The sequence below is a fragment of the Chryseobacterium sp. MMO-72 genome, from assembly GCF_037146035.1.
GTDB lineage: Bacteria > Bacteroidota > Bacteroidia > Flavobacteriales > Weeksellaceae > Chryseobacterium > Chryseobacterium indicum.
In genome coordinates this window covers 357,917-384,405 of the sequence record NZ_JBBCWG010000001.1, presented here as the reverse complement: position 1 = coordinate 384,405, position 26,489 = coordinate 357,917, and the positions used below count along the sequence as shown (strand labels likewise).

23 protein-coding genes and 1 tRNA gene are annotated in these 26,489 nt (G+C 36.7%); 14 read left to right on the top strand and 10 right to left on the bottom strand.

Translation table 11 applies throughout. From position 1 onward, the window contains the following. Positions 1 to 136: 136 nt before the first annotated feature. Positions 137 to 1,465, bottom strand: coding sequence for a hydroxymethylglutaryl-CoA reductase, degradative (locus WFH39_RS01760; RefSeq protein ID WP_336688563.1), 1,329 nt, complete (start codon positions 1,463 to 1,465; stop codon positions 137 to 139). Between the two features lie 282 nt (positions 1,466 to 1,747). Between WFH39_RS01760 and WFH39_RS01755 the strand changes: the two genes are divergently transcribed. The 10 genes from WFH39_RS01755 (at position 1,748) to recA (ending at position 11,048) form a co-directional block, all read left to right on the top strand. After that, positions 1,748 to 3,007 (top strand): putative DNA modification/repair radical SAM protein, encoded by a 1,260-nt coding sequence (locus WFH39_RS01755; RefSeq protein WP_108408965.1) that lies wholly within the window; start codon positions 1,748 to 1,750, stop codon positions 3,005 to 3,007. 101 nt (positions 3,008 to 3,108) lie between these two features. Then, positions 3,109 to 3,345, top strand: a complete 237-nt coding sequence (locus WFH39_RS01750; protein WP_116097145.1) for a type II toxin-antitoxin system ParD family antitoxin — start codon at positions 3,109 to 3,111, stop codon at positions 3,343 to 3,345. Beyond that, the gene (locus WFH39_RS01745; protein WP_108408967.1) at positions 3,338 to 3,637 is read left to right on the top strand and encodes a type II toxin-antitoxin system RelE/ParE family toxin; all 300 of its coding nucleotides are present in this window, start codon (positions 3,338 to 3,340) and stop codon (positions 3,635 to 3,637) included. The genes WFH39_RS01750 and WFH39_RS01745 overlap by 8 nt, the downstream gene beginning before the upstream one ends. A gap of 87 nt (positions 3,638 to 3,724) precedes the next feature. Beyond that, on the top strand, positions 3,725 to 4,483 hold the full coding sequence (locus tag WFH39_RS01740; RefSeq protein ID WP_336688562.1) for a TIGR03915 family putative DNA repair protein: 759 nt from the start codon (positions 3,725 to 3,727) through the stop codon (positions 4,481 to 4,483). 161 nt (positions 4,484 to 4,644) lie between these two features. After that, entirely contained in the window at positions 4,645 to 5,631 is a 987-nt protein-coding gene (gene pfkA / locus WFH39_RS01735; RefSeq protein WP_076390826.1) for a 6-phosphofructokinase, read from the top strand. Between the two features lie 29 nt (positions 5,632 to 5,660). Beyond that, positions 5,661 to 6,671, top strand: a complete 1,011-nt coding sequence (gene gap / locus WFH39_RS01730) for a type I glyceraldehyde-3-phosphate dehydrogenase (RefSeq protein ID WP_108411166.1) — start codon at positions 5,661 to 5,663, stop codon at positions 6,669 to 6,671. Positions 6,672 to 6,751: 80 nt separating this feature from the next. After that, positions 6,752 to 7,375, top strand: a complete 624-nt coding sequence (locus WFH39_RS01725; RefSeq protein WP_336688561.1) for a hypothetical protein — start codon at positions 6,752 to 6,754, stop codon at positions 7,373 to 7,375. Between the two features lie 313 nt (positions 7,376 to 7,688). Further along, a complete protein-coding gene (locus tag WFH39_RS01720) occupies positions 7,689 to 8,465 on the top strand; it encodes a response regulator transcription factor (protein WP_336688560.1) in 777 nt (258 codons plus the stop codon). Between the two features lie 115 nt (positions 8,466 to 8,580). Continuing rightward, complete coding sequence (locus tag WFH39_RS01715) at positions 8,581 to 9,777, top strand: oxygenase MpaB family protein (protein WP_336688559.1); 1,197 nt, start codon at positions 8,581 to 8,583, stop codon at positions 9,775 to 9,777. Between the two features lie 269 nt (positions 9,778 to 10,046). Next, complete coding sequence (recA, locus tag WFH39_RS01710) at positions 10,047 to 11,048, top strand: recombinase RecA (RefSeq protein WP_087712199.1); 1,002 nt, start codon at positions 10,047 to 10,049, stop codon at positions 11,046 to 11,048. A gap of 66 nt (positions 11,049 to 11,114) precedes the next feature. Here the strand turns inward: recA and WFH39_RS01705 are convergent, their stop codons facing one another. Next, the gene (locus WFH39_RS01705) at positions 11,115 to 14,012 is read right to left on the bottom strand and encodes a S9 family peptidase (protein WP_336688558.1); all 2,898 of its coding nucleotides are present in this window, start codon (positions 14,010 to 14,012) and stop codon (positions 11,115 to 11,117) included. A 282-nt stretch (positions 14,013 to 14,294) separates the two neighbouring features. Here WFH39_RS01705 and htpG point away from each other — a divergent pair, with 282 nt between their 5' ends. Beyond that, the gene (gene htpG / locus WFH39_RS01700) at positions 14,295 to 16,187 is read left to right on the top strand and encodes a molecular chaperone HtpG (RefSeq protein WP_336688557.1); all 1,893 of its coding nucleotides are present in this window, start codon (positions 14,295 to 14,297) and stop codon (positions 16,185 to 16,187) included. A 93-nt stretch (positions 16,188 to 16,280) separates the two neighbouring features. Here the strand turns inward: htpG and WFH39_RS01695 are convergent, their stop codons facing one another. The 7 genes from WFH39_RS01695 to WFH39_RS01665 form a co-directional block, all read right to left on the bottom strand. Next, positions 16,281 to 17,084, bottom strand: a complete 804-nt coding sequence (locus WFH39_RS01695) for an alpha/beta hydrolase (RefSeq protein ID WP_336688556.1) — start codon at positions 17,082 to 17,084, stop codon at positions 16,281 to 16,283. Positions 17,085 to 17,187: 103 nt separating this feature from the next. Beyond that, complete coding sequence (locus WFH39_RS01690) at positions 17,188 to 17,484, bottom strand: MGMT family protein (protein WP_087712189.1); 297 nt, start codon at positions 17,482 to 17,484, stop codon at positions 17,188 to 17,190. 218 nt (positions 17,485 to 17,702) lie between these two features. Then, positions 17,703 to 18,794 carry an acyltransferase family protein gene (locus tag WFH39_RS01685; RefSeq protein WP_336688555.1) on the bottom strand — a complete coding sequence of 364 codons (1,092 nt, stop codon included), beginning with the start codon at positions 18,792 to 18,794 and terminating at the stop codon, positions 17,703 to 17,705. A 246-nt stretch (positions 18,795 to 19,040) separates the two neighbouring features. Further along, a complete protein-coding gene (locus WFH39_RS01680) occupies positions 19,041 to 20,012 on the bottom strand; it encodes a deoxyhypusine synthase family protein (protein ID WP_288460215.1) in 972 nt (323 codons plus the stop codon). A gap of 27 nt (positions 20,013 to 20,039) precedes the next feature. Beyond that, a complete protein-coding gene (locus WFH39_RS01675; RefSeq protein ID WP_336688554.1) occupies positions 20,040 to 20,684 on the bottom strand; it encodes a hypothetical protein in 645 nt (214 codons plus the stop codon). A gap of 102 nt (positions 20,685 to 20,786) precedes the next feature. After that, positions 20,787 to 21,179: an alternative ribosome rescue aminoacyl-tRNA hydrolase ArfB gene (gene arfB, locus WFH39_RS01670; protein ID WP_336688553.1), complete on the bottom strand. Its 393-nt coding sequence runs from the start codon at positions 21,177 to 21,179 to the stop codon at positions 20,787 to 20,789. Positions 21,180 to 21,182: 3 nt separating this feature from the next. Further along, a complete protein-coding gene (locus tag WFH39_RS01665) occupies positions 21,183 to 22,217 on the bottom strand; it encodes an AMP-binding protein (protein ID WP_336688680.1) in 1,035 nt (344 codons plus the stop codon). Positions 22,218 to 22,317: 100 nt separating this feature from the next. On the opposite strand from WFH39_RS01665, the gene WFH39_RS01660 reads away from it, so the two are divergent. Then, positions 22,318 to 22,388: transfer RNA gene (locus WFH39_RS01660), tRNA-Gln, on the top strand. A gap of 160 nt (positions 22,389 to 22,548) precedes the next feature. Here the strand turns inward: WFH39_RS01660 and WFH39_RS01655 are convergent. Next, entirely contained in the window at positions 22,549 to 22,839 is a 291-nt protein-coding gene (locus tag WFH39_RS01655) for a helix-turn-helix domain-containing protein (protein ID WP_235129627.1), read from the bottom strand. Positions 22,840 to 23,023: 184 nt separating this feature from the next. Between WFH39_RS01655 and ccoN the strand changes: the two genes are divergently transcribed. Together ccoN and WFH39_RS01645 are read left to right on the top strand one after the other, a co-directional pair. Further along, positions 23,024 to 25,303, top strand: a complete 2,280-nt coding sequence (gene ccoN / locus WFH39_RS01650; protein WP_235129626.1) for a cytochrome-c oxidase, cbb3-type subunit I — start codon at positions 23,024 to 23,026, stop codon at positions 25,301 to 25,303. A gap of 16 nt (positions 25,304 to 25,319) precedes the next feature. Further along, entirely contained in the window at positions 25,320 to 26,207 is an 888-nt protein-coding gene (locus WFH39_RS01645) for a c-type cytochrome (RefSeq protein WP_336688552.1), read from the top strand. Positions 26,208 to 26,489: the final 282 nt, after the last annotated feature.

Sequence of the window (26,489 nt, the reverse complement as noted above, 5' to 3'; positions counted from 1 at the left end):
TTGAATATTAATGATACGAGTCCGATTCCGATAAAAATCCATGCGAATTTTTTATTCTGAGCGAACCCCGGATTTTTGGTCAGTTTCAGAAAAATTCCGAAAGCCAGCATAAAAGCAGCTACAATAATTCCAAACATTACTGTTCTCTCATTCTGTTAAACTCATTGATCACTTCATGATGACTCACGGTTTTGTCCTTGAAATATGTCACAAAGTGCTGCTTTTCTTCTTCTGTCGCGCCTAACTGGTTTAAAATATTCAGCAGATGCATTTTCATATGCCCTTTTTGAATTCCAGTCGTCACCAAAGATCGTAACGCTCCAAAATTCTGAGCTAATCCGGAAACCGCCAAAATACTCATCAGTTCCTGAGCAGAAGGTTTTCCAAGAAGCGCTAAAGAGAATTTTACCAAAGGATGAAGATTCGTTAAACCACCAACAACACCAACAGAAATCGGAAGATCAATCCAGAATCTGAAAATTCCGTTGTCTGTTGTACAGTGCGTAAGAGAAGAATATCTCCCATTTCTCGCTGCGTAGGCGTGAGCACAGGCTTCCGTTGCACGAAAATCGTTTCCTGTTGCAATAACAACCGCATCTACTCCATTCATAATTCCTTTATTGTGAGTGGTCGCACGGAAAGGCTCAATTTCAGCAATCGTTACCGCCTGTTTGAATTTCCATGCAAATTCTTCATTGGAAATTCCGCTGTCGTCTTTCAGATCTTCGATTTTGCAGGAAACCTCAGCTCTTACGATACAATCCGGAGTAAAATTGGACAGAATATTCATTACGATCTGCAGAGAATTCTTTTCTTCCTGAGAAAAATCCTCGCTTGCAGCCACTTCCTGCTTCAATGTTTTTCCGAACTGTTCCAGACAGGAATTGATAAAGTTGGCTCCCATCGAATCTACGGTGTCGAAACTTGCTTTCAACTGATAATAATTCGCCATTTCAGACGTTTTATCAACCAATTTGATGTCTAAAATTCCGCCACCGCGTTTTCTCATATTCGCCGTAATGTCTTCCGTCGATTCCAGTAATTTTTTCTTCAGTTTAAAATTAAAAAAATGAAGCAGCTTATGAGATTCAACATTAAAAATAAAGTGGGTATGTCCCAGTTTTTCGTTGTTAATGATCGTTGTTTTAAAACCGCCTTTATCGATCCAAAATTTCGCAGCTTTTGAAGCTGCTGCAACTACAGAACTTTCTTCCACTGCCATCGGAAGCGCAAACAGTTTTCCGTCGATTAGGAAATTCGGAGCAATTCCGTAAGGCATATAGAAATTGGAAATGGTATTTTCAGAAAATTCGTCGTGAAGTTTCTGCAAATCAGCATTTTCGTTCCAGTATTGGTTTAATATATTTTGGTATTCTTCGTTTCCTTCAAGATACTCATTTACGAGCCAGTCGATTTTCCCCTGTTTTGTTAATTTGGAAAAACCTTCAACGGGTTTATGATTCATAACATAAATTTAATGAGCGTAAATATACTAAATTTGTCACTTTAAACGGTTGATAACTTCTATCAAAAAAGATTGACTTTTATCAATTTTGGAATTAAATTTGAACAGAAAAATTAATCTTTTAAACTTAATAGAGTTAATTTTTACACAAAAGTCATATTAGAATTAAATGAACTAAAAAAAAGAACACAGCAGTTTTAAAAATCAAAGATTTTTAATTAAATCTGAATGTTTTCTTGAAATCTAATGTGATAATAGAAATCAGCAAAAAAAGAATGTGAAATGAATTTTGACCGCCTGAAAGAAAAACTTGAGATCCTTGCCGATGCAGCGAAATATGATGTTTCCTGCTCATCAAGCGGTGGTTCGAGAAAGAATAAAAAAGGTGCTTTGGGAGACAGCTCCGCAAGCGGAATCTGCCATACTTATACGGAAGATGGACGATGTGTTTCTCTTCTCAAAATTCTATTGACCAATCATTGCATTTACGATTGCGCTTATTGTGTTTCCAGAAGTTCAAATGATATTAAAAGAGCTGCTTTTACTGTGGAGGAAGTGGTAGATTTAACGATCAATTTTTACCGCAGAAATTATATTGAAGGCTTATTTTTAAGTTCAGGAATTTTTAAAAATGCAGATACGACTATGGAACGTCTGGTTCGTGTGGCAAAAAAACTGCGTCTTGAAGAAAACTTTAATGGTTACATTCATTTAAAATCGATTCCCGGAGCAAGTGATGAACTGATGCAGGAAGCTGCTTTGTACGCCGACCGTTTATCCGTCAATCTTGAAATCCCAACCGAAAGCGGACTGAAATTGCTGGCTCCTGAAAAAAACAGACAGGATATGCTTAATCCGATGAAGTATATCCAGAACGGGATTGCACAATATAAAGATGAGAAAAAACTGTTCAGGAAAACGCCAAAATTTGCTCCTGCAGGACAATCTACGCAAATGATTGTAGGTGCTACGAATGAAAATGATTTACAGATCATTAAAGTTGCCGATCATTTTTATAAAAATTTCAGTCTGAAAAGAGTGTATTATTCCGGATATGTTCCGGTTTTGGAAGATAAAAGACTGCCCGCTCTTACCACTGAAGTTCCGATGCTTCGTGAAAACCGTTTGTATCAGTCGGATTGGCTGATGCGTTTTTACGGTTTTAAAGCTGAAGAAATACTGGATCCGAATATGCCATTTTTAGATCTTGAAGTCGATCCTAAACTAAGTTGGGCTTTGCGGCATTTAGATCAGTTTCCTGTTAATCTTCAAACTGCGGATTATCAGATGATTTTGAGAATTCCGGGAATTGGAGTAAAAACAGCACAGAAAATTGTAAGCGCAAGACGTTTTCAGGTTCTGAATATGGATCATCTGAAAAAGTTGGGAGCTGCAGTGAACCGCGCTAAATATTTCATTGATTTTAACGCAGGAAATGCCTTTTTAAAATATCTGACGAATCAAAATCTGAAAAAACTGCTGATTGGCGGAAGTTCTTCGAAATTTCATAATCAGTTTTCGCAGCAATTGACGTTGTTTTAAATTCAATCCTTTGATCTTATCTTAAAACAGAGAAAATAATTTCCAATATCCATATTTGCTAAATTTGGATATAATTTATAACTTCGAAGAAAGAATTTATTATGAATGTCAGTTTCACAAAAAAGCAGGAAGAATATATTTCAAAGCAAATAGAATCCGGTGACTTTCAGAATGCCAGTGAAGTTGTGCGTGATGCATTGCGGCTTCATGAAGTTTATCGGCACCGTGTGATTCAGGATTTAAAAGCTGAAATAGAAAAAGGCTGGAATGATGTTGAAAGCTCTCGTTCTGTAAAGGATATTATTCAGGCTAAAAAGAACAGAATCAGCAATGTCTAAGAAAACCTATATCTTATCGGAAATTGCTGATAAAGATCTGGAGGATATTTTTGATTATACTTTGAATGAATTTGGATTTAATCAAGCAGAAACATATCTTTTGGAAATTGAAGAAATTTTTCAAAATTTATTTTTAAATCCACATTTAGGCAAAAAGCGAGATGAAATAAAAAAAGGTTTATATAGCTTTCCGAAAGACAATCACGTTATTTTTTACAGGATTTTAGATCATCATATCAGAATTGTGAGAGTTTTGCACGGAAGCAGAGATATTCCGAAATTTTTCCTGTAGCAAAATATTATAAATACTGAAATAACAGCAACATAATAACACAAGATCACAAACTCTAAAACACTAAAACACTCCCTTCCAACTCAGATGACTACCCTACTCTACGACGGCAGTTTCGACGGGCTTTTAACGGCTGTATTCGAAGTTTTTGAATATAAATATAAGGACGTGGAAATTGTAAGTAAAGAAAGATTTCATCAGGAAAATATCTTTGCGGAAATTCATGAAGTCATTACTCAAAATGATAAATCTGAAAGGGTTTTAAACAAATTAGAACAGAATATCGGAAAAGCCGGAATTCACGAGCTGTTAAAAGTTTTCTTATCTGAAGATCCGGAACTGGAACAGCTTATTTTGTCTGCTGTAAAGCAATCTGTAAAACATCCCGATGAAAATATTCTGAAAAACTATGCCGATAATGACATTCTGAAGATCTCAAAAATCTGTAAATCCGTCAGTCGGGAAAGACACAGAATGACGGCCTTTGTCCGTTTTGAAAAAATGCAGGACGGTGTTTTCTTCGCCAAAATAGATCCTGATTTCAATGTACTCCCTTTAATCCGGAAACATTTCAAAGACCGTTATCAGGATCAGAAATGGATGATTTATGATTTGAGAAGAAATTACGGAATTCTATACGATCTTGAAACCTGCGACTTTTTTTATCCCGATGAAAAAATAGATCTGAACCGTTATCAGCAGAAGTTTCACGATGAAGAAAAAAATTACCAGACGCTTTGGCAAAGATATTTCACGAAGACTAATATCGTGGAGAGAAAAAATATGAAGCTTCATATTCAGCACGTTCCGAGAAGATACTGGAAATATCTTACCGAAAAGCATTAAATTAATTTTCATCTCGATAATTTTCATTCAAAAACATTAATATTTTTTTGTAAACCGATAAATTTTATTCAGGTTTAATCATTTATATGCAAAACTCTTCTTAAGTTACTGCGATTATCTGAACTTGTTTTTGTAAATTTGTGTTCGAAATTTTTTACTAGATGAAAGAGAGTGCTGTAAAAAAAATTGCAGTTCTTACTTCAGGAGGAGATTCTCCGGGTATGAATGCAGCATTAAGGGCGGTAGTAAGAACCGCAAATTATTATAAAATAGAATGTTACGGAGTAAGAGAAGGTTATAATGGCTTGATCAACGATGATTTCCTTAAAATGGGACCTCGTTCCGTAAAAAATATAATCAACCAGGGCGGAACTATTCTGAAATCTGCCAGATCCCAGGAATTTAGAACCAAAGAAGGCCGTCAGAAAGCCTATGACAATTGTGTAAAATATGGCATTGACGGTTTGGTCTGTATTGGGGGAGACGGAACTTTCACAGGAGCAAAAATCTTCAACGAGGAGTTCGGCATCCGTGTAATTGGTGTTCCGGGAACGATTGATAATGATATTTTCGGAACGGACAACACCATTGGTTATGATACTGCTTTAAATACAGCAATGGAAGCGATTGATAAAATCCGTGATACGGCAACTTCCCACAACAGAGTTTTCTTTGTGGAAGTAATGGGTCGTGATGCAGGTTTTATCGCTTTGAACAGCGGACTGGCAACCGGTGCTCTGGATATTTTGATTCCTGAGAAAAAAGACAGCATCGATGAACTTTTTGCTAATTTCAGAAGTGCAGAAAAGACAGGAAAAGCTTCAAGCATAGTTGTCGTTGCAGAGGGTGAGAAATTAGCCAACGTGTATGAACTTGCAGAAAAAACAAAGAAAGAATTCCCGGACTACGATATTCGTGTTGCAATTTTGGGTCACATGCAAAGAGGAGGTTCTCCGAGTTGTGCAGACAGAGTTTTAGCAAGCAGACTGGGGTTTGGAGCCGTAACAGGATTAATGGAAGGACAAACCAACGTAATGGCAGGAATGCGTTCCAATGATTTGGTATACACTCCGATTGAAGAAGCCATTAAAAAACACAACGAAATCAATAAAGATCTTTTACTGATTTCAGAAATTTTAGCAATCTAATATTTTAATATAATTTAAAACAAACTATTATGTCAACAATTAAAGTAGGTATCAACGGGTTTGGTAGAATTGGACGTCTTGTTTTCAGAGCAATGACTGAAAGAGATAACATCGAAGTAGTAGGAATCAATGACCTTATCGATGCTACATACATGGCTTATATGCTTAAATACGATTCTGTACACGGAATTTTTCCGGGTGAGGTTTCTGTAGAAGGTAATGACCTTGTGGTAAACGGAAAAAGAATCAGAGTAACTGCTGAGAAAGATCCAAGCAATTTGAAATGGAACGAAGTAGGTGCAGATTACGTTGTAGAATCTACAGGTTTATTTTTAGATAAAGACAGTGCTGCAAAACATATTGCTGCAGGTGCAAAAAAAGTAATTCTTTCTGCTCCTTCTAAAGATGATACGCCAATGTTTGTAATGGGTGTAAACCACACAGAACTTACAGACGATATCAAAATCTTATCAAACGCTTCTTGTACAACCAACTGTCTGGCTCCATTAGCAAAAGTGATCCACGATAACTTCGGAATCGTAGAAGGTTTAATGACTACGGTACACGCTACAACGGCTACTCAGAAAACGGTTGACGGTCCTTCAATGAAAGACTGGAGAGGTGGTAGAGCTGCTTTAAACAACATCATCCCTTCTTCTACAGGTGCTGCAAAAGCAGTAGGAAAAGTAATCCCTTCATTGAACGGAAAATTAACAGGGATGTCTTTCAGAGTACCCACTGTTGACGTTTCTGTAGTTGACCTTACCGTAAGATTAGAAAAAGCGACTTCTTACGATGAAATCTGTGCAGCTATTAAAGCGGCTTCTGAAGGTGAATTGAAAGGTATTCTTGGATACACTGAAGATGCTGTAGTTTCTCAGGACTTCGTAGGAGATAAGAGAACTTCAATCTTCGATAAAGATGCAGGAATTATGCTTTCTCCAAACTTCGTAAAACTTGTTTCTTGGTATGACAACGAAATGGGATATTCTAACAAGTTAGTAGATATGCTGATCCACGCTGCTTCTTTATCTAACTAATAAAGCATCAGCTTAAAATATGAAAACCTTCCTGATGGGAAGGTTTTTTTGTTTAATTTAACCGCTTAAAATTAATAAACATGCTTGATGAACTTATTGAAAGATATTCTAAATATTCCGATTCTGAGCTTATGAATGTCTATCTGAATTCAAACGGATATACCGAAGACGCGAAAAAAGCGCTTGAAACAGTGGTAGAAGAAAGAGGCGGATTCAGTGCTCTGAAGGAAAGATATTATAAACTGGTTGAAAAAGAAGAGGAAAAGAGAAGAGTTCATCATGAGGCAAATCAGCTCTATAAAAAAGGAAATACCAAAAACGACATTAATTCAACCCTATATTCTGAAATACTGTCCACAGAAGAAATTCATGAGATTACAGAAATTGTGAGCAGCAGAATAGAAGCTGAGAAAAAAGACGTAGAAATAAAAACAAGTACATACATCGGAAGTATTCTCGGAGGAATTCTTGGCGGAACTATTGGGGGAATTTTATGGGGCTTACAAATGATATATTCAGGACATATATTTTATCTTTTTGCGGTCGGCTTGGTAATAATATCGTATGGATTTATTAAATTTTTTACCAAGCAAAGTAAAAATAATATTGTTGTTCTTATTCTTACCGTAGCTTCAGTATTTTATGCTCTCATTTTAGGATTTTATATTTATGAATTATTCGGTTATCGTGGACCGGACAGATAACTTTTGTTAAGTAATAATGTACACAGGCGAGCAAAATAATGAATCCCCTGCAAAATTGCAGAGGATTCCAGTTTATCATTTTCAAACAGCTAACAGAAAATTCTAAACTATTTCTGACATATTAATGATATTATGTAAATTTTGTTTTTTTAAAGAAAATATGAAAACATTATCCGAAAAAACGGAAAAAAATTTAGAATGAGTTTTCATGATTATTGGTGTATACAAATTTTCAAATTTTATTGATATAAAAAAATCCCCCTTTTGTGGTATTTTAAAGAAACTTTAACTATTTTAGTTACAAATCTTTTATATGGATAATTCGGAAAAAAAACACCCCTTGGTTGAAGTCTGGAATTCCTATTCAGGCGTAGGAAGACAGGAGAAACATATTTCCAATATCCCTCCGATTGAGCGTATCATTGGTGAAATGTTTGCGATAGGAGAATTTTATTATTACGTATTAAATCTTACCAACAGTGTAATTTCTAACCATCATCCTGATATTTTAAAAATTCATGGGTTACAAGAATATCCGCAGAATCTAAAAGATGTGATTGACCTGGTTCATCCCGATGATATTGAGTTTATTACCAAAGCCGAACAGAAAGTGGTGGAAATTTTAATGAAAATTGGTAAAGAACATCAGCTTTTTCTTAAACCCAGTTACTGTTTCCGAATGAAAACCGCTTCGGGAAATTACGAGCTTTTTCATCATCAGGCGGTTCTTACGTGGGAAGATGAGGATAAAAACCTGGTACAGTCTATTAATATTCATACCAATATCCATCATATTACAAAGCAGAATCCGTATACGGTTCTCATGACAGGAATCGGCCATCGGAAAGATTTTATTCAGATTAAAATTGAAAATTCTTCTTTAAAAAAAGATCTGGAAATCAATTTAACCAAAAGAGAAACTGAAATTCTTTCGCTTATTGCCAAAGGATATTCCGGACCGGAAATTTCAAAAATGCTGATTTTATCAGAACATACAGTTCGTACTCACAGAAAGAATATCTTAGCCAAAACAAACTCCAGAAACAGCAAAGAACTGTTGAAAAAGGCGTTTGAATGGGGATTGATATAAAATGTCAAATGTGAATAGTGAATAGTTAATTGTGAATAATCAGTTTATTAACAAGAGTTTTCCTGATAAATCTCACTCTGCAATTGCGGCGCAAAACTTGTAACTTTAGCCTTCAATGGAGAAAACAATTTTACAGCCACGCTTTAAAGATTCGCAGCATTTTAAGGATTTCTGGACAAAAGGCAACGGAAAGCAGCTTCTTGATTTTTCAGGAGCAGAAGTCGGTTTTAAAGATTTTGAAAAGTTTGCATCTTATTTTTATGATGTGGATGAAGTCGGCGATCGGGTTGTAAAAGATGTTTATCTGACTCAAAAATTTCATGAAGCTTCGAGAGAAATTGAAGGTTACATCCGAAATGGAGTTTCTGAGAATGATGATGTTCCGGAAAGTGTGAAACAGCTTTTCCTGCAAACTCAGAAAATTCCTGACTGGCTGGATTATGATCTGATTAAAAGCGGTGCAGAACTCTGCATGAGAAGCAATGTGGATTCTCTGATCTCTCTTCGTGATTACTGCCTGATCGGAGGTTATGATTATGCTTACCTCAACAAACCCCTTATTGCAACGGAAGCCTTAAAAAAAGGCGCTGTAAAAAGACTTTCTGAAACGCTTGATTTTTGGGTAAATGTTACCCGATATGATGCTTTGGAAGTTCATAAAAAAGGATATGAATTTGCCATAAAAACCCGCCTGATCCATTCTTACGCAAGAGTTTCCATTAAGAAATATTATAAAGAATGGGACACGAAAAACTGGGGAGAACCCATTAATTCATGGGATATGATGGCAACGTATATTGGTTTCAGTCTCGTCTTTATGCACAGTCTGCACAAACTGGGAAACACGTTTTCTGAAGAGGAAGAAAAAGGGCTTTTCCACCTTTGGAAATATGTAGGTTATCTTCTGGGAATTCCGGAAGATCTTTTACCGAATGATAAAGTACAGGCAACGCAGTATTTCTATTTGTGGACTTCGGTTCAGCCTTCTGCAGATGCAGATTCTGTTTTGCTGGCTCATTCTCTTCTGAATGAATCGCTGGAAAACCCGATCCTGAAATACAACTTTCAGAGAAAGAATCTTCGCTATCTCCACATCTGCTGTACATGGTTTTTACTGGATGATGAAGTGTGCAAAAGACTGAAAATTCCGGAAGTTTCCAACAGAAAGGCTTTTCCTGTAACGAAAAGAATGATTACCAAAATTGCTGACCGACTCGTGAGCCGTGAAGCCAGAATAAAAAAAGGGAATAAAGATCAGATGAAAGTCTTGAGTGATTATCTCAGCATCACCCAAAATTCTAATTTTCATTAAAATCTACTGCAAAGACTGCAATTTATTTGATGACTTCTACCCTAGCCGTGATTGCAGCGAAAATCCTTTTTTGAAAAAAAAGATTGCAGCGGAAAGTGCGAAAAAGCTCCTAATAAAAGGTAAAACAAAAGTTTTAAAGATTCTATTTTTCTTTTTGATGTGCATCTGAATTTTATGTTTTTTTAACTATAAAAACAACTTTTAGTGGTAGGAAAGATTAGTTTTTGAGCGTAAATTTTTGTATTTTTGATAAATTATTTAAACATCAGATGAGTAACATAGACGATAAGAAAAAAGCACTGGCTTTAGTGCTGGACAAACTAGATAAAACATACGGAAAGGGAACGGTAATGACCTTGGGAGAAAATTCCGTAGACAGTACAATTGAGGTAATTCCTTCAGGATCTTTGGGATTGGACATCGCTCTTGGAGTGGGTGGTTATCCGAGAGGAAGAATCATTGAGATCTATGGTCCGGAATCTTCCGGTAAAACAACGTTAACGCTTCACGCCATTGCAGAAGCTCAGAAAGCAGGAGGTATTGCAGCGTTTATTGACGCAGAGCACGCTTTCGACAGAACTTATGCCGCAAAATTGGGAATCGATCTTGAAAACCTTATTATTTCTCAGCCGGACAACGGAGAACAGGCACTGGAAATTGCTGATAACCTGATTCGTTCGGGAGCGATTGATATCGTGGTAATTGACTCGGTTGCTGCGCTTACGCCAAAAGCAGAGATCGAAGGGGAAATGGGAGATTCTAAAATGGGTCTTCATGCGAGATTAATGTCTCAGGCTTTAAGAAAATTAACGGCAACCATTTCAAGAACAAAATGTACGGTTATTTTCATCAACCAGTTGAGAGAGAAGATCGGAGTTATGTTCGGAAATCCTGAAACGACAACGGGTGGTAACGCTTTGAAATTCTATGCTTCGGTAAGAGTTGACATCAGAAAGGCAAGTGCGCCTATCAAACAGGGTGATGAAGCGATCGGAAGCCGTGTGAAAGTGAAAATTGTTAAGAACAAAGTTGCCCCGCCTTTCAAACAGGCAGAATTCGACATCATGTATGGTGAAGGCGTTTCTAAAACAGGAGAAATTCTGGATCAGGCTGTAGAACAGGGAATCGTAAAGAAAAGCGGTTCATGGTTCAGCTACGAAGAAACAAAGCTTGGACAAGGTCGTGATGCAGTAAAGGATGTTTTAAAAGACAATCCCGAACTTGCAGAAGAACTGGAAAACAAAATTAAAGAGGAACTTAAGAATAAATAAGTTTTTTGATAACGCGATAAAATGAATCGGCGGAGCTTTCAGCTCCGCCGATTTGTTGTTTATACATTAAGGCTTTTCATCGGTTAATTCAAATCCCCAGTCTTTTCCCTTTTGGGTTGCAGGAATCCCTTTCGTCATCCAGACCGGCGCTTTTGCATCTTTAAGATAATAATCGAAAAACTGCTGTTCACGGATCTGAATATCTTTTCGGTTCTGGCGTTTTATTAGATTATGGTCGTCACCATTATAATTTAACAGCCAAGCCGGTTTTCCTAAACGGCGCAATGCGGTAAACATCTCAATTCCCTGATACCACGGAACAGCTCCGTCTTTGTCGTTACTCATAATCACCACCGGAGTTTTCACTTGATCAATGGTAAAAAGCGGTGAATTTTTAATATACAGTTCAGGAGCTTCCCAAAGATTTTTCCCTAATCTGCTTTGCGATTTTTCGTACTGAAACTGTCGGTTCATTCCTGAAGACCATCTTATTCCGCCATATGCAGAAGTCATGTTTACGACAGGAGCACCACTCCATGCTGCGGCGTACATATTTGTGTGGGCAATGAGATACGCAACCTGATAACCACCCCAGCTTTGTCCCTGAATTCCTATTTTTGAGCCATTCACCCATGAATTTTCTTTTAGTTTTTCAACACCCGAATTGATATATTCCATTGCCGATTCTCCCGGAAAGCCATCTACATACGAAATATCGGGTGTAAAAACAAGATATCCGTTGCTTACAAAATAAGAGATATTTAATCTTGAAGGAGTCGGAGACGGTGCTACGTAACGGTTCAGATTATCCGATAGTTTTTCGTAGAAATAAACAATCATCGGATATTTTTTGTTCGGATCGAAATTTTCAGGTTTGTAGAGAACGCCTGTCGACGAATTTCCTTTCGGAGTTTTCCAGTTAACCAATTCACTTGTTCCCCAATTGTAAAGACTTTGCTGAGGATTAGTGCTGCTTAGTTTTTCCTGATTTTTAAAATCGGAAGTCGTAAAAATATTTGGAGAATCGGTGTAGGATTCTTTTACTAAAATATAATCTTCTGCATTCTTCGCTTTCTGAAGACTTCGATATCCCCAAACATTTTCCATCTGAATTTTCACAGGATCAGAACCGGACTGAATGGTCGTTTTAAAAATCCCGTTGGCTTTGTAAACATTATCAAACGCTGATAAATAAATAGAATTCTTCCGGTTTACACTTTTAATGTCTTTGTCTAAATCATATGTATCAAAAGTAATTTTGTTTTTGCGCCCGAATCCGTTGGTGATATTTCTAGGCTTTTTAGAGCCGTCCGGAAAAAACTCCCAAAGATCGTATCGGTCTTTGATGATGACGGATTCATCATTATCCGTCCATGATGCGATTCCATATGCGCTAGGAAAATCCGGCATGTCGAATTCTTCATCTACAAAAGAAACGGACAAATCTTTATTGAGCGGTACTGTCTGTTTTGTTTTTACATTATAACTCAGCCATTGTCCTTTTTCTCTGTCGAAAATCACAACAAATTTTCCCAACGGAGAAACGGCAACTGAGCCATTCAGGTTTTTAATGATTTCTGTTCTTTCGCCTGTTTTATTGTCGATAATAAAATAAGTCTTCTTTTCAGAACCTTCCCATTGTGAAGAAATGCGGTTATTCATACTGGTAATTCCCAATACAAATTCTGCATTTCCTTCATTTACCAATCGCAAAGTATCGAGATCTTCGCCATCGATATTGGTGAAAAGTTCCGGTTTGTCGGTCTGCATTACTGCAGCGTAAGATTTTTTAAGATCATTTCTCAATTCTTTTAACTGAACCGTTTGCAGATAATCATCCTTATAATTCCAGATATCGAGCACAGCATGATCGTTTGCAATCAATGTCGTGTCTTTTGCAACAGGTTTCGGAGCCACCCCGAAATACAACTGTTTTCCGTTTTTACTGAATATAGGCAAACGGTTTTCTGAAACTACCCAGTTTTTCTTCATTTGAGAATGATCGTTGGTTACCGTTTTATTTTTATTTACTTTAAAATTAAAATAATACAATTGGTAAAGTTTTACGAGATCATTCTGTGCAGAAGAGGTTCCAACAAAAGCTAACTGATTTCCTTCTTCATCAAATGCAAGCTGTGAGAAATCTCCCTCCATTTCTGAGATTCTATTGACATTTCCGGTTTTAAGATCAACAACCTGAACTGTCTGAAGCGTATATTTTTTCGGTTTGGATTTATCTGTTTCTTTTTTAGCCAAAGATTTATCTTCTATTGAATCTTTTTTCTCTTCCTTCCCTTTTTTAGGTTTTTCTTCCGGTTTTTTTGTAACGAAAACAAGCTGTTTTCCATTTTTGCTGAACTGATAGCGAACCACATTATCATAGGTTGTACTTTTTCCGTCCAAAAGATTTCTAATCACCAACTGTAATGGTTTTGCCTTTGTATCATCATCTTTGTTTTCGTCGTCATCATCTTTGTCTGAAGCACTGTCGGAAGATTTGTCTTTCATATTTTCCAGCAGATAAGCCACGAAAGAGCCTCCCTTTTCCGGAATTTTGAATCCTTTTACATTAGGAATTTTCTCTGTCGTTCCTTTAGAGAAATCAAAAACAGCGAGGGTGTCTTTGGTCAGTTTATTCTGTTTTAATTTTTTATCTTTTACGGCTTTTATATCCTTGTAAAAAGGACGGATCTGGAAAACTGCAAATCTGGAATCGCTGGTAAATTCCATTTTTGTGGCTCTCGGAAATTTCTTTGTGCTTTTATTTTTTACAGAATGTAAGTAAAGATCGGGATTTCCTTCCTGCACATCTACTGAATATCCTACCCATTTTCCGTCATTGGATATTTTTCTGGCTCCGATATTCTGCCAATTATCGTAAACCGAATGATCCAACGGTTTTTTCTGCCCATAGACATACGAAGCCATGAGAAGCAGAAGCAAAACTGCACTTTTCAAATTCATTATTAAATATTTTAAGAACTAAAAATAAGGCTTTTTGCGAATAAATCTGCATTATAGAGGTATTTTCAGGATAAACTATTTAACCACAAAATGGCAAAAGATTCTATCTGTTCTGCTTAAAAGTCTAAATATTCCAATAAATGATTTACAATTGTCTTTATGATTTTTGTAGTTGAATTTAAATTCACTTAAAAGAAATTCTGAAAAAATGTCAAAATGTCACTTTCTTGGAAACGGTATTTTTTTTGAGAAAGTATAGAAAATTAAAAAACCAAAATTATTATGACTAAAGGAAATATTAATGTATCTGTGGAAAATATTTTCCCGCTTATTAAAAAATTTCTTTACAGTGACCACGAAATATTCTTAAGAGAGTTAATTTCCAACGCAACGGATGCTACGTTAAAACTAAAACATTTAACAGGCATCGGTGAAGCAAAAGTGGAATACGGAAATCCGAAGATTGAAGTAAAAGTAGATAAAGAAAACAAAAAACTTCACATCATCGATCAAGGAATCGGGATGACGGGTGAAGAAGTTGAAAAATACATCAATCAGGTTGCTTTTTCAGGTGCTGAAGAATTTCTGGAAAAATACAAAGACACGGCAAAAGATTCAGGAATTATCGGACATTTCGGACTTGGATTTTACTCTGCCTTCATGGTTGCAGAAAAAGTAGAAATCCTTACCAAATCTTACAAAGATGAACCTGCAGTTCGTTGGATCTGTGACGGAAGCCCTGAATTTACTTTAGAGGAAACTACGGATAAAACAGACAGAGGAACTGAAATTATTCTTCACATTGCAGAAGATTCTACAGAGTTTCTGGAAGAAGGAAAAATCCGTGGACTGCTGTTGAAGTATAACAAATTTATGCCTGTTCCTATTAAATTCGGGACAAAAACCCATACGCTTCCTTTACCGGAAGATGCTCCTGAAGATGCGGTTGCAGAAACGGAAGAAGTTGACAATATTATCAACAACCCGACTCCGGCATGGACTATCGCGCCGAGCGAACTGACGAATGAAGATTATATGAAGTTCTACCACGAATTGTATCCCATGCAGTTTGAGGAACCTTTGTTTAATATTCACCTGAATGTAGATTATCCGTTCAATTTAACGGGGATTTTATTCTTCCCGAAACTGAACAATAATTTAAATATCGAAAAAGATAAGATTCAGTTGTATCAGAATCAGGTTTTTGTAACGGATGAAGTGAAAGGAATTGTACCGGATTTCTTAATGCTTCTGCGCGGTGTGATCGATTCTCCGGATATTCCATTGAACGTTTCCCGTTCTTATCTTCAGGCAGACGGAGCCGTGAAGAAAATTTCCTCATACATCACGAAAAAAGTTGCCGACAAAATGGCATCTTTAATTAACGAAAACCGTGAAGATTACGAGAAAAAATGGAACGACATTAAAGTAGTGATCGAATACGGAATTGTTACCGAAGAAAAGTTTGCAGAAAAAGCTGATAAATTCACTCTTTATCCAACCACTGACGGAAAATATTTCCTTTGGAATGAACTGGAAGAAAAGATTAAGCCTACTCAGACCGATAAAGATGGAAAACTGGTCGTTCTTTATGCGTCCAACGCAGATGAACAGCACTCTTACATCCAGTCTGCAAAAGATAAAGGATACGAAGTTCTTCTTCTGGATTCTCCGATTATTCCTCACGTGATTCAAAAACTAGAAACATCCAAAGATAAAATTTCTTTTGCAAGAGTAGATGCAGATCACATCAACAATCTGATTAAAAAAGATGAGCCTGTAATTTCAAAATTAACAGAGACTGAAAAGGAATCTTTAAAGAAAAACGTTGAAGAATCAATCAATGATACCAAATTTACCGTTCAGCTTGAAGATTTAGACAGCAATGATGCACCTTTCACGATTACCCAGCCTGAATTTATGAGAAGAATGAAAGATATGCAGGCAACCGGAGGCGGCGGAATGTTCGGAATGGGAGGATTTCCGGAAATGTATAATCTGGTGGTAAATTCCAACAGCGAACTTGCGGGTCAGATTTTAAAAACGGAAAGTACAGAAGCGAAATCAGATTTGATTAAATATGCTTTGGATCTCGCCAAACTTTCGCAGAATTTATTGAAAGGAAAAGAACTTACAGACTTCATCCAGAGAAGTTATAAGCAACTGGAAAAGTAAATTGACTATTTTTATATGGAATCCGGCGGAGCAAAGCTCCGCCGGATTTTTTGTTTGGGTTTCGGCGGCGAAGCCGCCGAAACCCAAACCTCTTTATTTATTCAGCATCTTATCAATAGCCGAAACAATTTTTCCAGCCTGTGTATTCATTGCTTCCAGATGTTTTCCTGAATATTCCAAAAACTCTTTCGGCAAAGAAGCCTTGGCATAATTCTCAGATCCTTCTTCGTAAGGAACATCCTTATCGTCTTTACTGTGGATAAAAAGTTTGGGAAGACCTTCCGTATCCTGTAAATCCTCTTTAGCAGAATAAGGAGAAATAACGTATCGGGAAATGACATCCTTGAGTTCAGGTTTGTAATACATCGCAATATCCGTGAAAGAAGAAAGGCTTCCGTCCATTACCAGTCCTGCAATTTTGGTTTTATTATTTTTTGCTAAATGAGCCGCAATCTGCGATCCCATAGAAGCTCCGTACAGAATAATTTTGGTATCGGCAATTTCAGGTCTTTGCATCATTTTATCAAAGAAAATCTGTCCGTCTGATGCGATGTTAAGGTGAGTTGGTTTTCCTGTTGACTTTCCATAACCTCGAAAATCGACCATTACTACCTGAAAATTATTTTCAACCAAAGGTTTCGTCATGAAGAGATAAGAAGTTACATTTCCTCCTGCTCCGTGAAAAAACAGAACTGTTCCTTTGGCTTTTACCGATTTTGGCATTAAAATAATTCCTGTAATCGTATCTTTTTCCACCGGAATGGAAAAATCTTCGTAAACCAGATTTTCTACAGGACGAAGTGTCTTGCCCGGCTTGTAGAAATTATCATCCATCTGTGCTTTAAAAAAGCAAACTGTCATTAAAAAAAGTGCGGAGAATAGAAGTTTTGTTTTCATAGCGTATTATTTATGAAGCAAAACTAGCCTTTACAAAAGTCTTTCGCCAAAAAAAACAGACTCAGCCGTAATTTTTGTATTCTGAATGGTAAATATTCTCTTTTTACAGCTCTTCCAGCGGATTCCAGAACAGGTTTTTGAAATTTTTAATCCTGAAATTTTCCACAGTAATTCCTTCCGCTTCCAGCCTTTCCTGAAATTCCGGAACCGATAAAGTTCCTGAACTTGAAATCACACGATGGGCTGGAACATCTTTCGGGCAACCTCCCATTGCTTTTCCAACGTGGCGGGAATGATTGGGATAACCCACTGCTTTGGCAATTGCTCCGTAACTCGTTACTCTGCCTTTCGGAACTAACTTAGTGATTTCCCAAACCTGCTTTTTAAATATTTCGTCCATTTTTGTTTTGCATTATTTTTGAATTGACCATTGAAATTCAATCTGTAAAATATAAAGTTATGAAAAAATCGTTTTTCCGCTTTTTGAATAAAATAAATAAGGCAATTTTACCCAAATTAAGTGATAAAGATCCAAGCAAACTGACAAAAATTCAGAAAGGAATTCTCGCCTACCGCTATTTTGTCCTGATAAATTCGATGGATTAAATGGAAATTGTTTTATTTAATCTTAGCAATTAATTTTCTGCATTTTTCGTACAGAGGTTTCTCGATGAGCAGATAAATAATGATTGAACAAATCCACAACAGGACAAAATTTTTGTCGGGAAGATAAACGTAGGATTTGAGTTTCATATTGAAATAACTCAAATGGATCAGGTAAAACACAAATGAGGCATTTCCCAGAAGAATCAATAGTTTTGAAGAAAGAACTTTTGAAACCCATGTTTTTTCAGACATCAGTCCCCAAAAGAAAGTGATAATCGCGACCGGAAGCAAAAATTCGTGAATCAGTCTTCCTTCCCATCGTTCTACTCCATGCACAAAGTTATTCCGTGCAAAAAATGCAATGGCAATGGTCAAGAGAATAATTGAAATACCGCCCAACAAAGTAGACCGTTTTAATTTTTTTAAAAACTGAATACCTTTCTCTTTCTTCATTACATAAGCAAGCAACATTCCGAAGAAAAATTCAAAGCTTCTCCCGAAAAACGTGCTTCCTGTCATGAATTTCAGAGGATATAAAAAGCCTTCCGGATTTCCGTTATATTCATACAATCCATAACCGATTCCCCAACCTAAAAGAAAAAATCCGGCTAAAAAAATAATACAGTAGCTCCAGTTTTTTTTAAGCAAAAGAAATAAAAACGGAGCGAGAAGATAAAAGAAAAATTCTACCGTAAGCGACCAAGCCTGAACGATTCCTGAGACAGAATATTTTTCAAATAAAGAGTAAAAAAGCGAGTACTGTAAAAAATAGGTATCTACATCTTTGGAATATTTTACATCCAGAAAAAAAGCGCTCAGTAAAATCCAGTACAATGGAAAAATTCTTGCGATCCGCAGTAAAATGTATTTTAAATAAGACTTTTTGGATTCCAGAGGTTTTTCTTCGTATCGATAAGCGAGTAAAAATCCGCTCAGGACAAAGAAAACGGTTACTCCGATATGCCATTCGCTGATGAAACGCATGATTTCAAACGGAAGATCATTACGCCAGTATTTACGGTTATGATATACAAATACCATAATCGCCGCAACAGCACGCATTCCTGTAAGAGCATCGAATTTATTTTTCTGAAAAGCTTCCAAGTTTTATAACAGTAAAAGTTATTTAGTTTTTAAACCACAAAAGAAACAAAAGAATTTTGAATGTAAAGAGTATTTCAAAAGGTTACAAAACATGAAAAAATTAACAAAGTCACATTTTGCAAACTTTTGAATTTCTATCTTTTTCAATGAGTTCTTTTGAGTCTTTTGCGGTTAAATTAAAAGTATGATACAAAAAAAGGCTTAATAAATAAGCCTTTTAAATATAATTAATTGAAATTTACACAATTAGTTTTCAAGGATATAAGAAAACATCAATGGTGCACAAATGGTAGCATCACTTTCAACGATAAATTTCGGTGTTGTGATATCCAGTTTACCCCAGGTAATTTTCTCGTTCGGAACTGCTCCGGAATAAGAACCGTAAGAAGTCGTTGAATCTGAAATCTGACAGAAATAAGACCAGAACGGAATATCATGCATTTCCATATCCTGATACAGCATTGGAACCACACAGATCGGGAAATCTCCGGCAATACCTCCACCAATCTGGAAGAAACCAACTCCTTTTCCTGCTGAATTTTTAGTGTACCAGTCTGCTAAATAAGCCATATACTCGATCCCTGATTTCATCGTAGAGAATTTAAGTTCTCCTTTGATGCAGTAAGATGCGAAAATATTACCCATTGTAGAATCTTCCCATCCCGGAACGACAATTGGTAAATTTTTCTCCGCAGCAGCGATCATCCATGAGTTTTCTCTCGGGATTTCATAATACTGTTCCAAAACTCCGGAAAGGATCATTTTGTACATGTATTCGTGCGGGAAATATCTTTCACCTTTATCATCTGCATCTTTCCAGATTTCATAGATATGTTTCTGCAATCTTCTGAAAGCTTCTTCTTCTGGAATACAGGTATCTGTAACTCTGTTCAGACCTCTTTCCAGAAGATCCCATTCTTCCTGTGGCGTAAGATCTCTGTAGTGAGGAACTCTTTCATAGTGAGAATGTGCTACAAGATTCATTAAATCTTCTTCAAGGTTTGCCCCTGTACAAGAAATGAAATCTACTTTGTCCTGACGGATCATCTCTGCAAGAATTTTTCCCAACTCCGCAGTAGACATTGCTCCGGCAAGAGTAATCATCATTTTTCCGCCATCCTTAAGATGTGCAACATATCCCTTAGAAGCATCCACCAATGCAGCTGCGTTGAAGTGCAGGTAGTACTTTTCTATGAACTCAGTTATCGGTTTGCTCATTTTTTATAATTTTTGCAAAGATAAAACTTAAAAACGGAATGTAGCGGCTGCACTTAAAGAAAGTCTCGTTAAACCTTCTTTTTGGTCTTCTCCGAATTCTACCGACTGCCCGTTAAAGCTCATTTTGCTAAGGGTTCCTCCGGAAAGTCCGATTTTCGGACCGATTAAAAAGTTCTTACTTACTTCGTACTGATAGGCAAAATCCAGTTCCGCTCCGAATGTTGTTCCTTTTCCTTTTACCGTTCCTGTTTTTGTGGTGTAAGTCATTGCTCCTAAAGCGACATCCATAAACAGTTTGTGCTTTGTTTCGTGAGCATCATTGGTTAACGTAAGTTCCGGACCGTAAAAATTAATCTGGTCTTTTGTACTTACATTTGCCGAAACAATATTTCCCGTATTGTCCGTCACACTTAATCTTCCGCTTGTAGAAGCACTATAGTTGGAATATTTGAAACCGATAAGAAGTCCTCTTTTCACTTCGTAACGCAATGCAACGTCGAAATTAAGACCACTTTTTATTCCTTTAATGTATTCTTTCTGATCTCTCGGAATGTTGTCCGGAGTTTTTGCCAGTCTCCACGCATAACCTACCGATGGAGAAATAGAAACTTTTTGCGCAAAAGAAAATACTGAGATTGAGAATAAACCCAATGCGAATAGTTTTTTGATCATTAGTTTAAAAAATTTGCCGCAAAAATAAAACGAATATGTGAATTGATGTCAAAGAAAATAAAGTTTAACATTTAAAAAATCAACCGTAATAATGAAATTCGTCTAATATTTAAACTTTCTGTTTTCTTTTTTATCCGATAATTTCTTTTTCGTGTCTAATCTTTTTTGCTTCTGAGCTTTTGAAGGTTTTGTGGCAAGACGCTTTTTAGGTACAACCAAAGCTTTATTCACGATTTCAAGGATCTTATCCGTCGCTTTATTTTTATTGGCAAGCTGCGTTCTGCTTTCTGAAACAGTTAAAAATAAAAATCCTTCTGCATTAATCCTGTTCCTGAGTTTTTCCTGAATTAAGTTTTTCTGAAATTCATTAAAAAATCCGGATTCCTGCACATTCCAAAGAACCGTTACGGAAGTTTCCACCTTATTCACATTCTGTCCTCCTGCTCCGTTGCTGCGGGAAGTCTTATAACTTAGTTCTTTGGTAAAATCTTTCATTTTCTAAATGGTGTTATTTAAAAGTTTTTTCAGTTCAATTCTATTAATTTTCCCATTGGGCGTTCTCGGAATTTTTTCAACAAAAATAATTTCTTTCGGCTTGTGAAAACTTTTTTCAAACTGAATCTCTCTTACTTTTTTGATTAAATCGTCCGATTTTCCGCCTTCAAGTACTGCAATCAATTTCTGTCCCAGACTTGCATCATCAACACCTAAGAAAACCACTTCATTCGGAATTTCTTTTTTTACCAGAGCTTCCAATTGCTCCGGAAATATTTTTGCACCGCCCGAATTGATTACATTGTCAATTCTTCCCAAGAATTTAAACTGCTTCTCGTTTTTTATTTCAACTAAATCATTCGTTTGAAGAATTTCGGGATTTAATTTGGGGGCAAAAATTCTCACGCAGTTTCTTTCGTCCAAAGATATTTCTACATTTTCAAAAACCGTAAAATATTCTTCAGGGTTTGGCAAAATCTGTTTTAATCCAATGTGAGAAAGCGTTTCAGACATTCCGTAAGTTTCGAAAATAAAGGTTTCAGAGTCTGAGTTTTTCAAAGCTTCCTTCATCTTTTTTTTCAGGTCTTCGGAAACTGCGGCTCCGCCAATAATCAGATTTCTAATCAGATACAGTTTATCTAAAGAATTTTCAACCTGAAGCGGCGTCATGGCGCAGAAATCGATTTTCTGATTCAATGTTTCAGCAGGGTTAATCGAAGGATCGACAACAATTAATTTTAATTTTCTCATCATTGAACGAACGACCATCATTTTCCCGGAAATATATTCGACAGGAAGACAGATTAAAGCCGTATTTCCTTTTTTCAATCTCAAAAAATCACAGGTCATCTCTGCGGAATTCATCATTCTGCTTTTTTCAATATCAAAAACTTTGGGAGTTCCCGTAGAACCGGAAGTCTGTACTTTTACGGTACCAGAATCCGAGAACCATTCTTCCAGAAAATTCTTCACCTTGATTTCGAATTCTGTTTCAAAAGATAATTGATTAATATTGAGATTATTGAAGTCGATCTGCATCATTTCCGAGAATAAAATATACAGTAAATTTAAAAAAAAGTTTAACATTTTCTTGTATGTAATAAAAAAAGCTGTAAATTTGCACCACTAAAACAAACAGAGACTCATGGTGTAGCGGTAACACTACTGATTTTGGTTCAGTCATCTGGGGTTCGAATCCCTGTGAGTCTACAAAAACCATCCTTTTTCAAGGGTGGTTTTTTGTTTCTGTTTTTAAGAATTCCGGTCTACTTATTTTAATAAATTTTTATTTTCTTCAAGCTTAATTCGTTTTAAAAAATAAAAGACTGCCTCAAAATAAGCAGCCTTTCCGATTTTATATCTAACAATACTATAAATATTCTTTAGGAACTTCAATTCCGTTTTTCTTCATATACTCTACCAGATCATTATATTTATCTTCATAGCCATTACCGCACTTATCTGAAATACTGCATATATCAGAAGGCTTAATTTCTAAAATATCTGAAATTCTGGTAAGAATATCGAGATTGATCTTTACTTTGGAATTTTCAATATCGGAATATGCTTTCTGAGAAATCCCCATCTCAAAAGCCATATATTCCTGAGTAAAATCCTTACTCCGTCTTATTTTTCTGATATTTTGTCCACATATTTTCATGTCTTCCGGTTTTAGTAGTTTTCGGTATATTTTAGAAGTATATCTATTAGACTTACACAAAGTTAGTAAATACCTTTGTCAAAACATTATTACACTACATGATATTTAATATTACCTTAAAATTTGTTTGTGAAATTAAGCTTTAATAGAAAAATATCAACTTCAGTACAACACAATAGGAATTATGGAGACGCAAAAATTTAATTATGACAATAATATTGTCAGAGCATTCCTCTATGCTACAATCGCATTCGGTTTGGTGGGTTTTTTACTCGGGCTTACTGCTGCGCTGATGCTTTTTTATCCTGAACTTCCGGAATTTTTATTCGGAACCGATGATACAACGATTAAAAGTTTAGCATCCGGTAATATTCAGGGGCTTATTAATACTCAGGGAGCTTTAGGTTTCGGGAGAATCAGAATGCTTCATACGAGTGCTGTGATTTTCGCATTTGTCTGTAATTCCTTTTTCTGCGGTGCGTATTACAGTATGCAGAGACTTCTTAAAACTAGAATGTACAGTGATACATTGTCATGGATTCACTTCTGGACATGGCAGATCATGATTGTTTCTGTGGTAATTACTTTCTTAATGGGAATTAACACCTCAAAAGAATATGCAGAACACGAATGGCCGATTGATATTTTAATTACCATTTCATGGGTGATTTTTGGGATCAATATGTTCGGAACCATTGCCAAAAGAAGAGTGAGACATCTTTATGTAGCCATCTGGTTTTACATGGGAACGTGGCTTGCCGTAGCAATGCTTCATATCTTTAATAATCTTGAAGTTCCGTTATCTTTTACCACATGGAAATCTTATTCTATCTACGCAGGAGCTAAAGATGCGTTGGTTCAGTGGTGGTACGGTCATAACGCGGTAGCGTTCGTACTGACAACTCCAGTTCTAGGTTTAATGTATTATTTCTTACCAAAAGCGGCAGACCGACCTGTATTTTCATACAAATTATCCATCATTCACTTCTGGTCTCTGATCTTCGTTTACCTTTGGGCAGGACCACACCATTTACAATACACTGCGCTTCCGGCTTGGGCACAGGCAGTGGGCACAGGTTTTTCCATCATGCTGATCGCTCCATCCTGGGGAGGTATGCTGAACGGATTACTGACTCTTAGAGGAGCATGGGATAAAGTAAGAGAAAATCCTATCTTAAAATTCTTTGTTGTTGCGGTAACATGCTACGGTATGGCAACCTTTGAAGGCCCGCTTTTAGCAACAAAATCTTTAAATAAAATTGGCCACTATACAGACTGGGTAATCGGTCACGTACACATCGGAGCATTAGGATGGAATGGTTTCATGGCTTTCGGTATCGTTTATTATCTGATTCCTGTAATGTGGAGAACCCAGCTTTGGTCCAGAAAACTAGCCAACTGGCATTTCTGGCTGGGAACTTTAGGAATTATCTTCTACGCGGTTCCGATGTATATTTCAGGATTTACTCAGGGATTAATGTGGAAACAGTTCAATCCGGACGGAACTTTAGTTTGGAAAAACTGGCTGGATACCGTAACTGCAATTATTCCTTACTATAAAATGAGATTCTTAGGAGGTCTGTTCTATATTTCAGGAGCCATTTTAATGGTGGTGAATGTTATTAAAACCATCAAAGCAGGATCTTTCCAGAAAAACGTTCCGGCAGAAGCTCCGGCACTGGCAAATATCGGATCTGCAAGAAAAGAAGGCGAAGGAATTCACTTATGGATCGAAAGAACTCCGAGAGTTATGGCAATATTGGCTTTCATTACAGTAGCCATCGGAGGTTTGGTAGAAATTATTCCGACATTAACCTTAAAACAGAGTGTTCCTACCATTACCGCAGTAAAACCTTACTCACCATTGGAACTGGAAGGAAGAGATTTATACATCCGCGAAGGCTGTAACGCCTGTCACTCTCAGATGATCCGCCCTTTCCGTGATGAAATTGTAAGATTTGAAGGCAAAAACGGACAGTATTCCAAAGCAGGAGAATTTGTTTACGACAGACCATTCCTTTGGGGATCTAAAAGAACAGGACCAGATCTGCAGAGAGAAGGTGGAAGAAACCCGGATTCATGGCATTTTAAACACATGTATAATCCAAGAATTACCTCAGCGGGTTCTATCATGCCGCGTTTCCCTTGGCTGATCAGCAATACACTGGACAGAACAAAGACGGTAGACAAGATGAAATTAATGAAAAATTACTTTGACGTTCCTTATTCAAAGGCAGAAATAGATTCCGCAAACCAATGGGCAGACAATCAGGCTGGTGCTATCGTAAAAAGAATTTATTCTGAAGCGAAAGACGTAAAAGATCAGGTGGAAAAAGACCGTGCGGCAAAAGGTGCTTCATTCGTTCCTCTGGAAAAAAGAGAAATCGTAGCCATGATCGCTTATCTGCAAAGATTGGGAACCGATATTAAAACCACTCAGATTAAAACTGCAAGTGCAGAATAATTTAAATTAAATTGACATGAAAACAAGAACCCCGATTTCAATCTACATTCTCGTAACAGTAGGTTTAACAATTATGGCGTTCGAAATGTTCGCGCACGATTCAGGATATTTTTCTTCACCCTTTTTCTGGGGATTAATGCTTATTGCCATTATTCTTCTTCTCATCATGAATTCCATTGGAGATTTAATTGAAGGTGAAAATTTTAAGAAATTATCTGACGAAGAAAAAGCAGCCTATATTAAAGATAAAAATACGCCTTACTTTCAGAAACTCTGGAATTCGGCATTCAAAAAACAGTCTGCAACAGAGGAAAAAGATATTCTTATCGATCATGGATTCGATGGAATTACCGAACTGGACAATTCTCTTCCAAAATGGTGGATCGGCTTATTTTACTTCGGGTGTATTTTCTGCGCCGTATATCTTACCGCTTTTGCCTTCACAGATTATGCGCATCCGGATGCAGAACTGAATGCAGAAACCAAGACAATGCTGGCTTCCATTGCAGAATTTGAAAAAACAGCTCCGCAGGTAACACTGGAAAATGCAAAATACAGTGCAGACAACATCGCGGAAGGTCAGGAATTATTTAAAACAAACTGCGTAACCTGCCACGGAGAAAACGGAAAAGGCGGAATTGGTCCTAACCTTACAGACACACACTGGATTAATGTAAAACAGAAAAGCCTGTTTAAAAACGTAATCTGGATGCTGGAAAACGGTTCTCCCAACAATCCTACGATGAGACCTTTAATTAAAGAAGGAACCATTACCGGAAGAGACGCAGAAAAAATTGCAGCCTATATTTACCATATCAATCAGGAAACTCCTCCTATTACTCCGGCTCAGGGCGGTGCTGCACCACAGGGTGAGCTGGTGAAATGGGAAAACGGAAACGAATAAAAAATAATTATCTCAACACTTAAACCATGCCAAGCCCCCTATCCATAAACCTAACATAATATTTTGAATATTCATTTTTGCTAAACCTTTTCAACAGAAAAATGATTAAAAAGGGGGCTTTTTAGAAAACCAAACCCGAGCCTTGACTGCCATTTTCAACTATTCACTTGACAATTAACTAAACTAAATTCCATAATTGGCAGTCAAGGCAGGGTTTTTGTATTCACAAAAGTGTACCACAACATAGTAACAGTACGATAAGTATTGTTATATTTGTTTAAA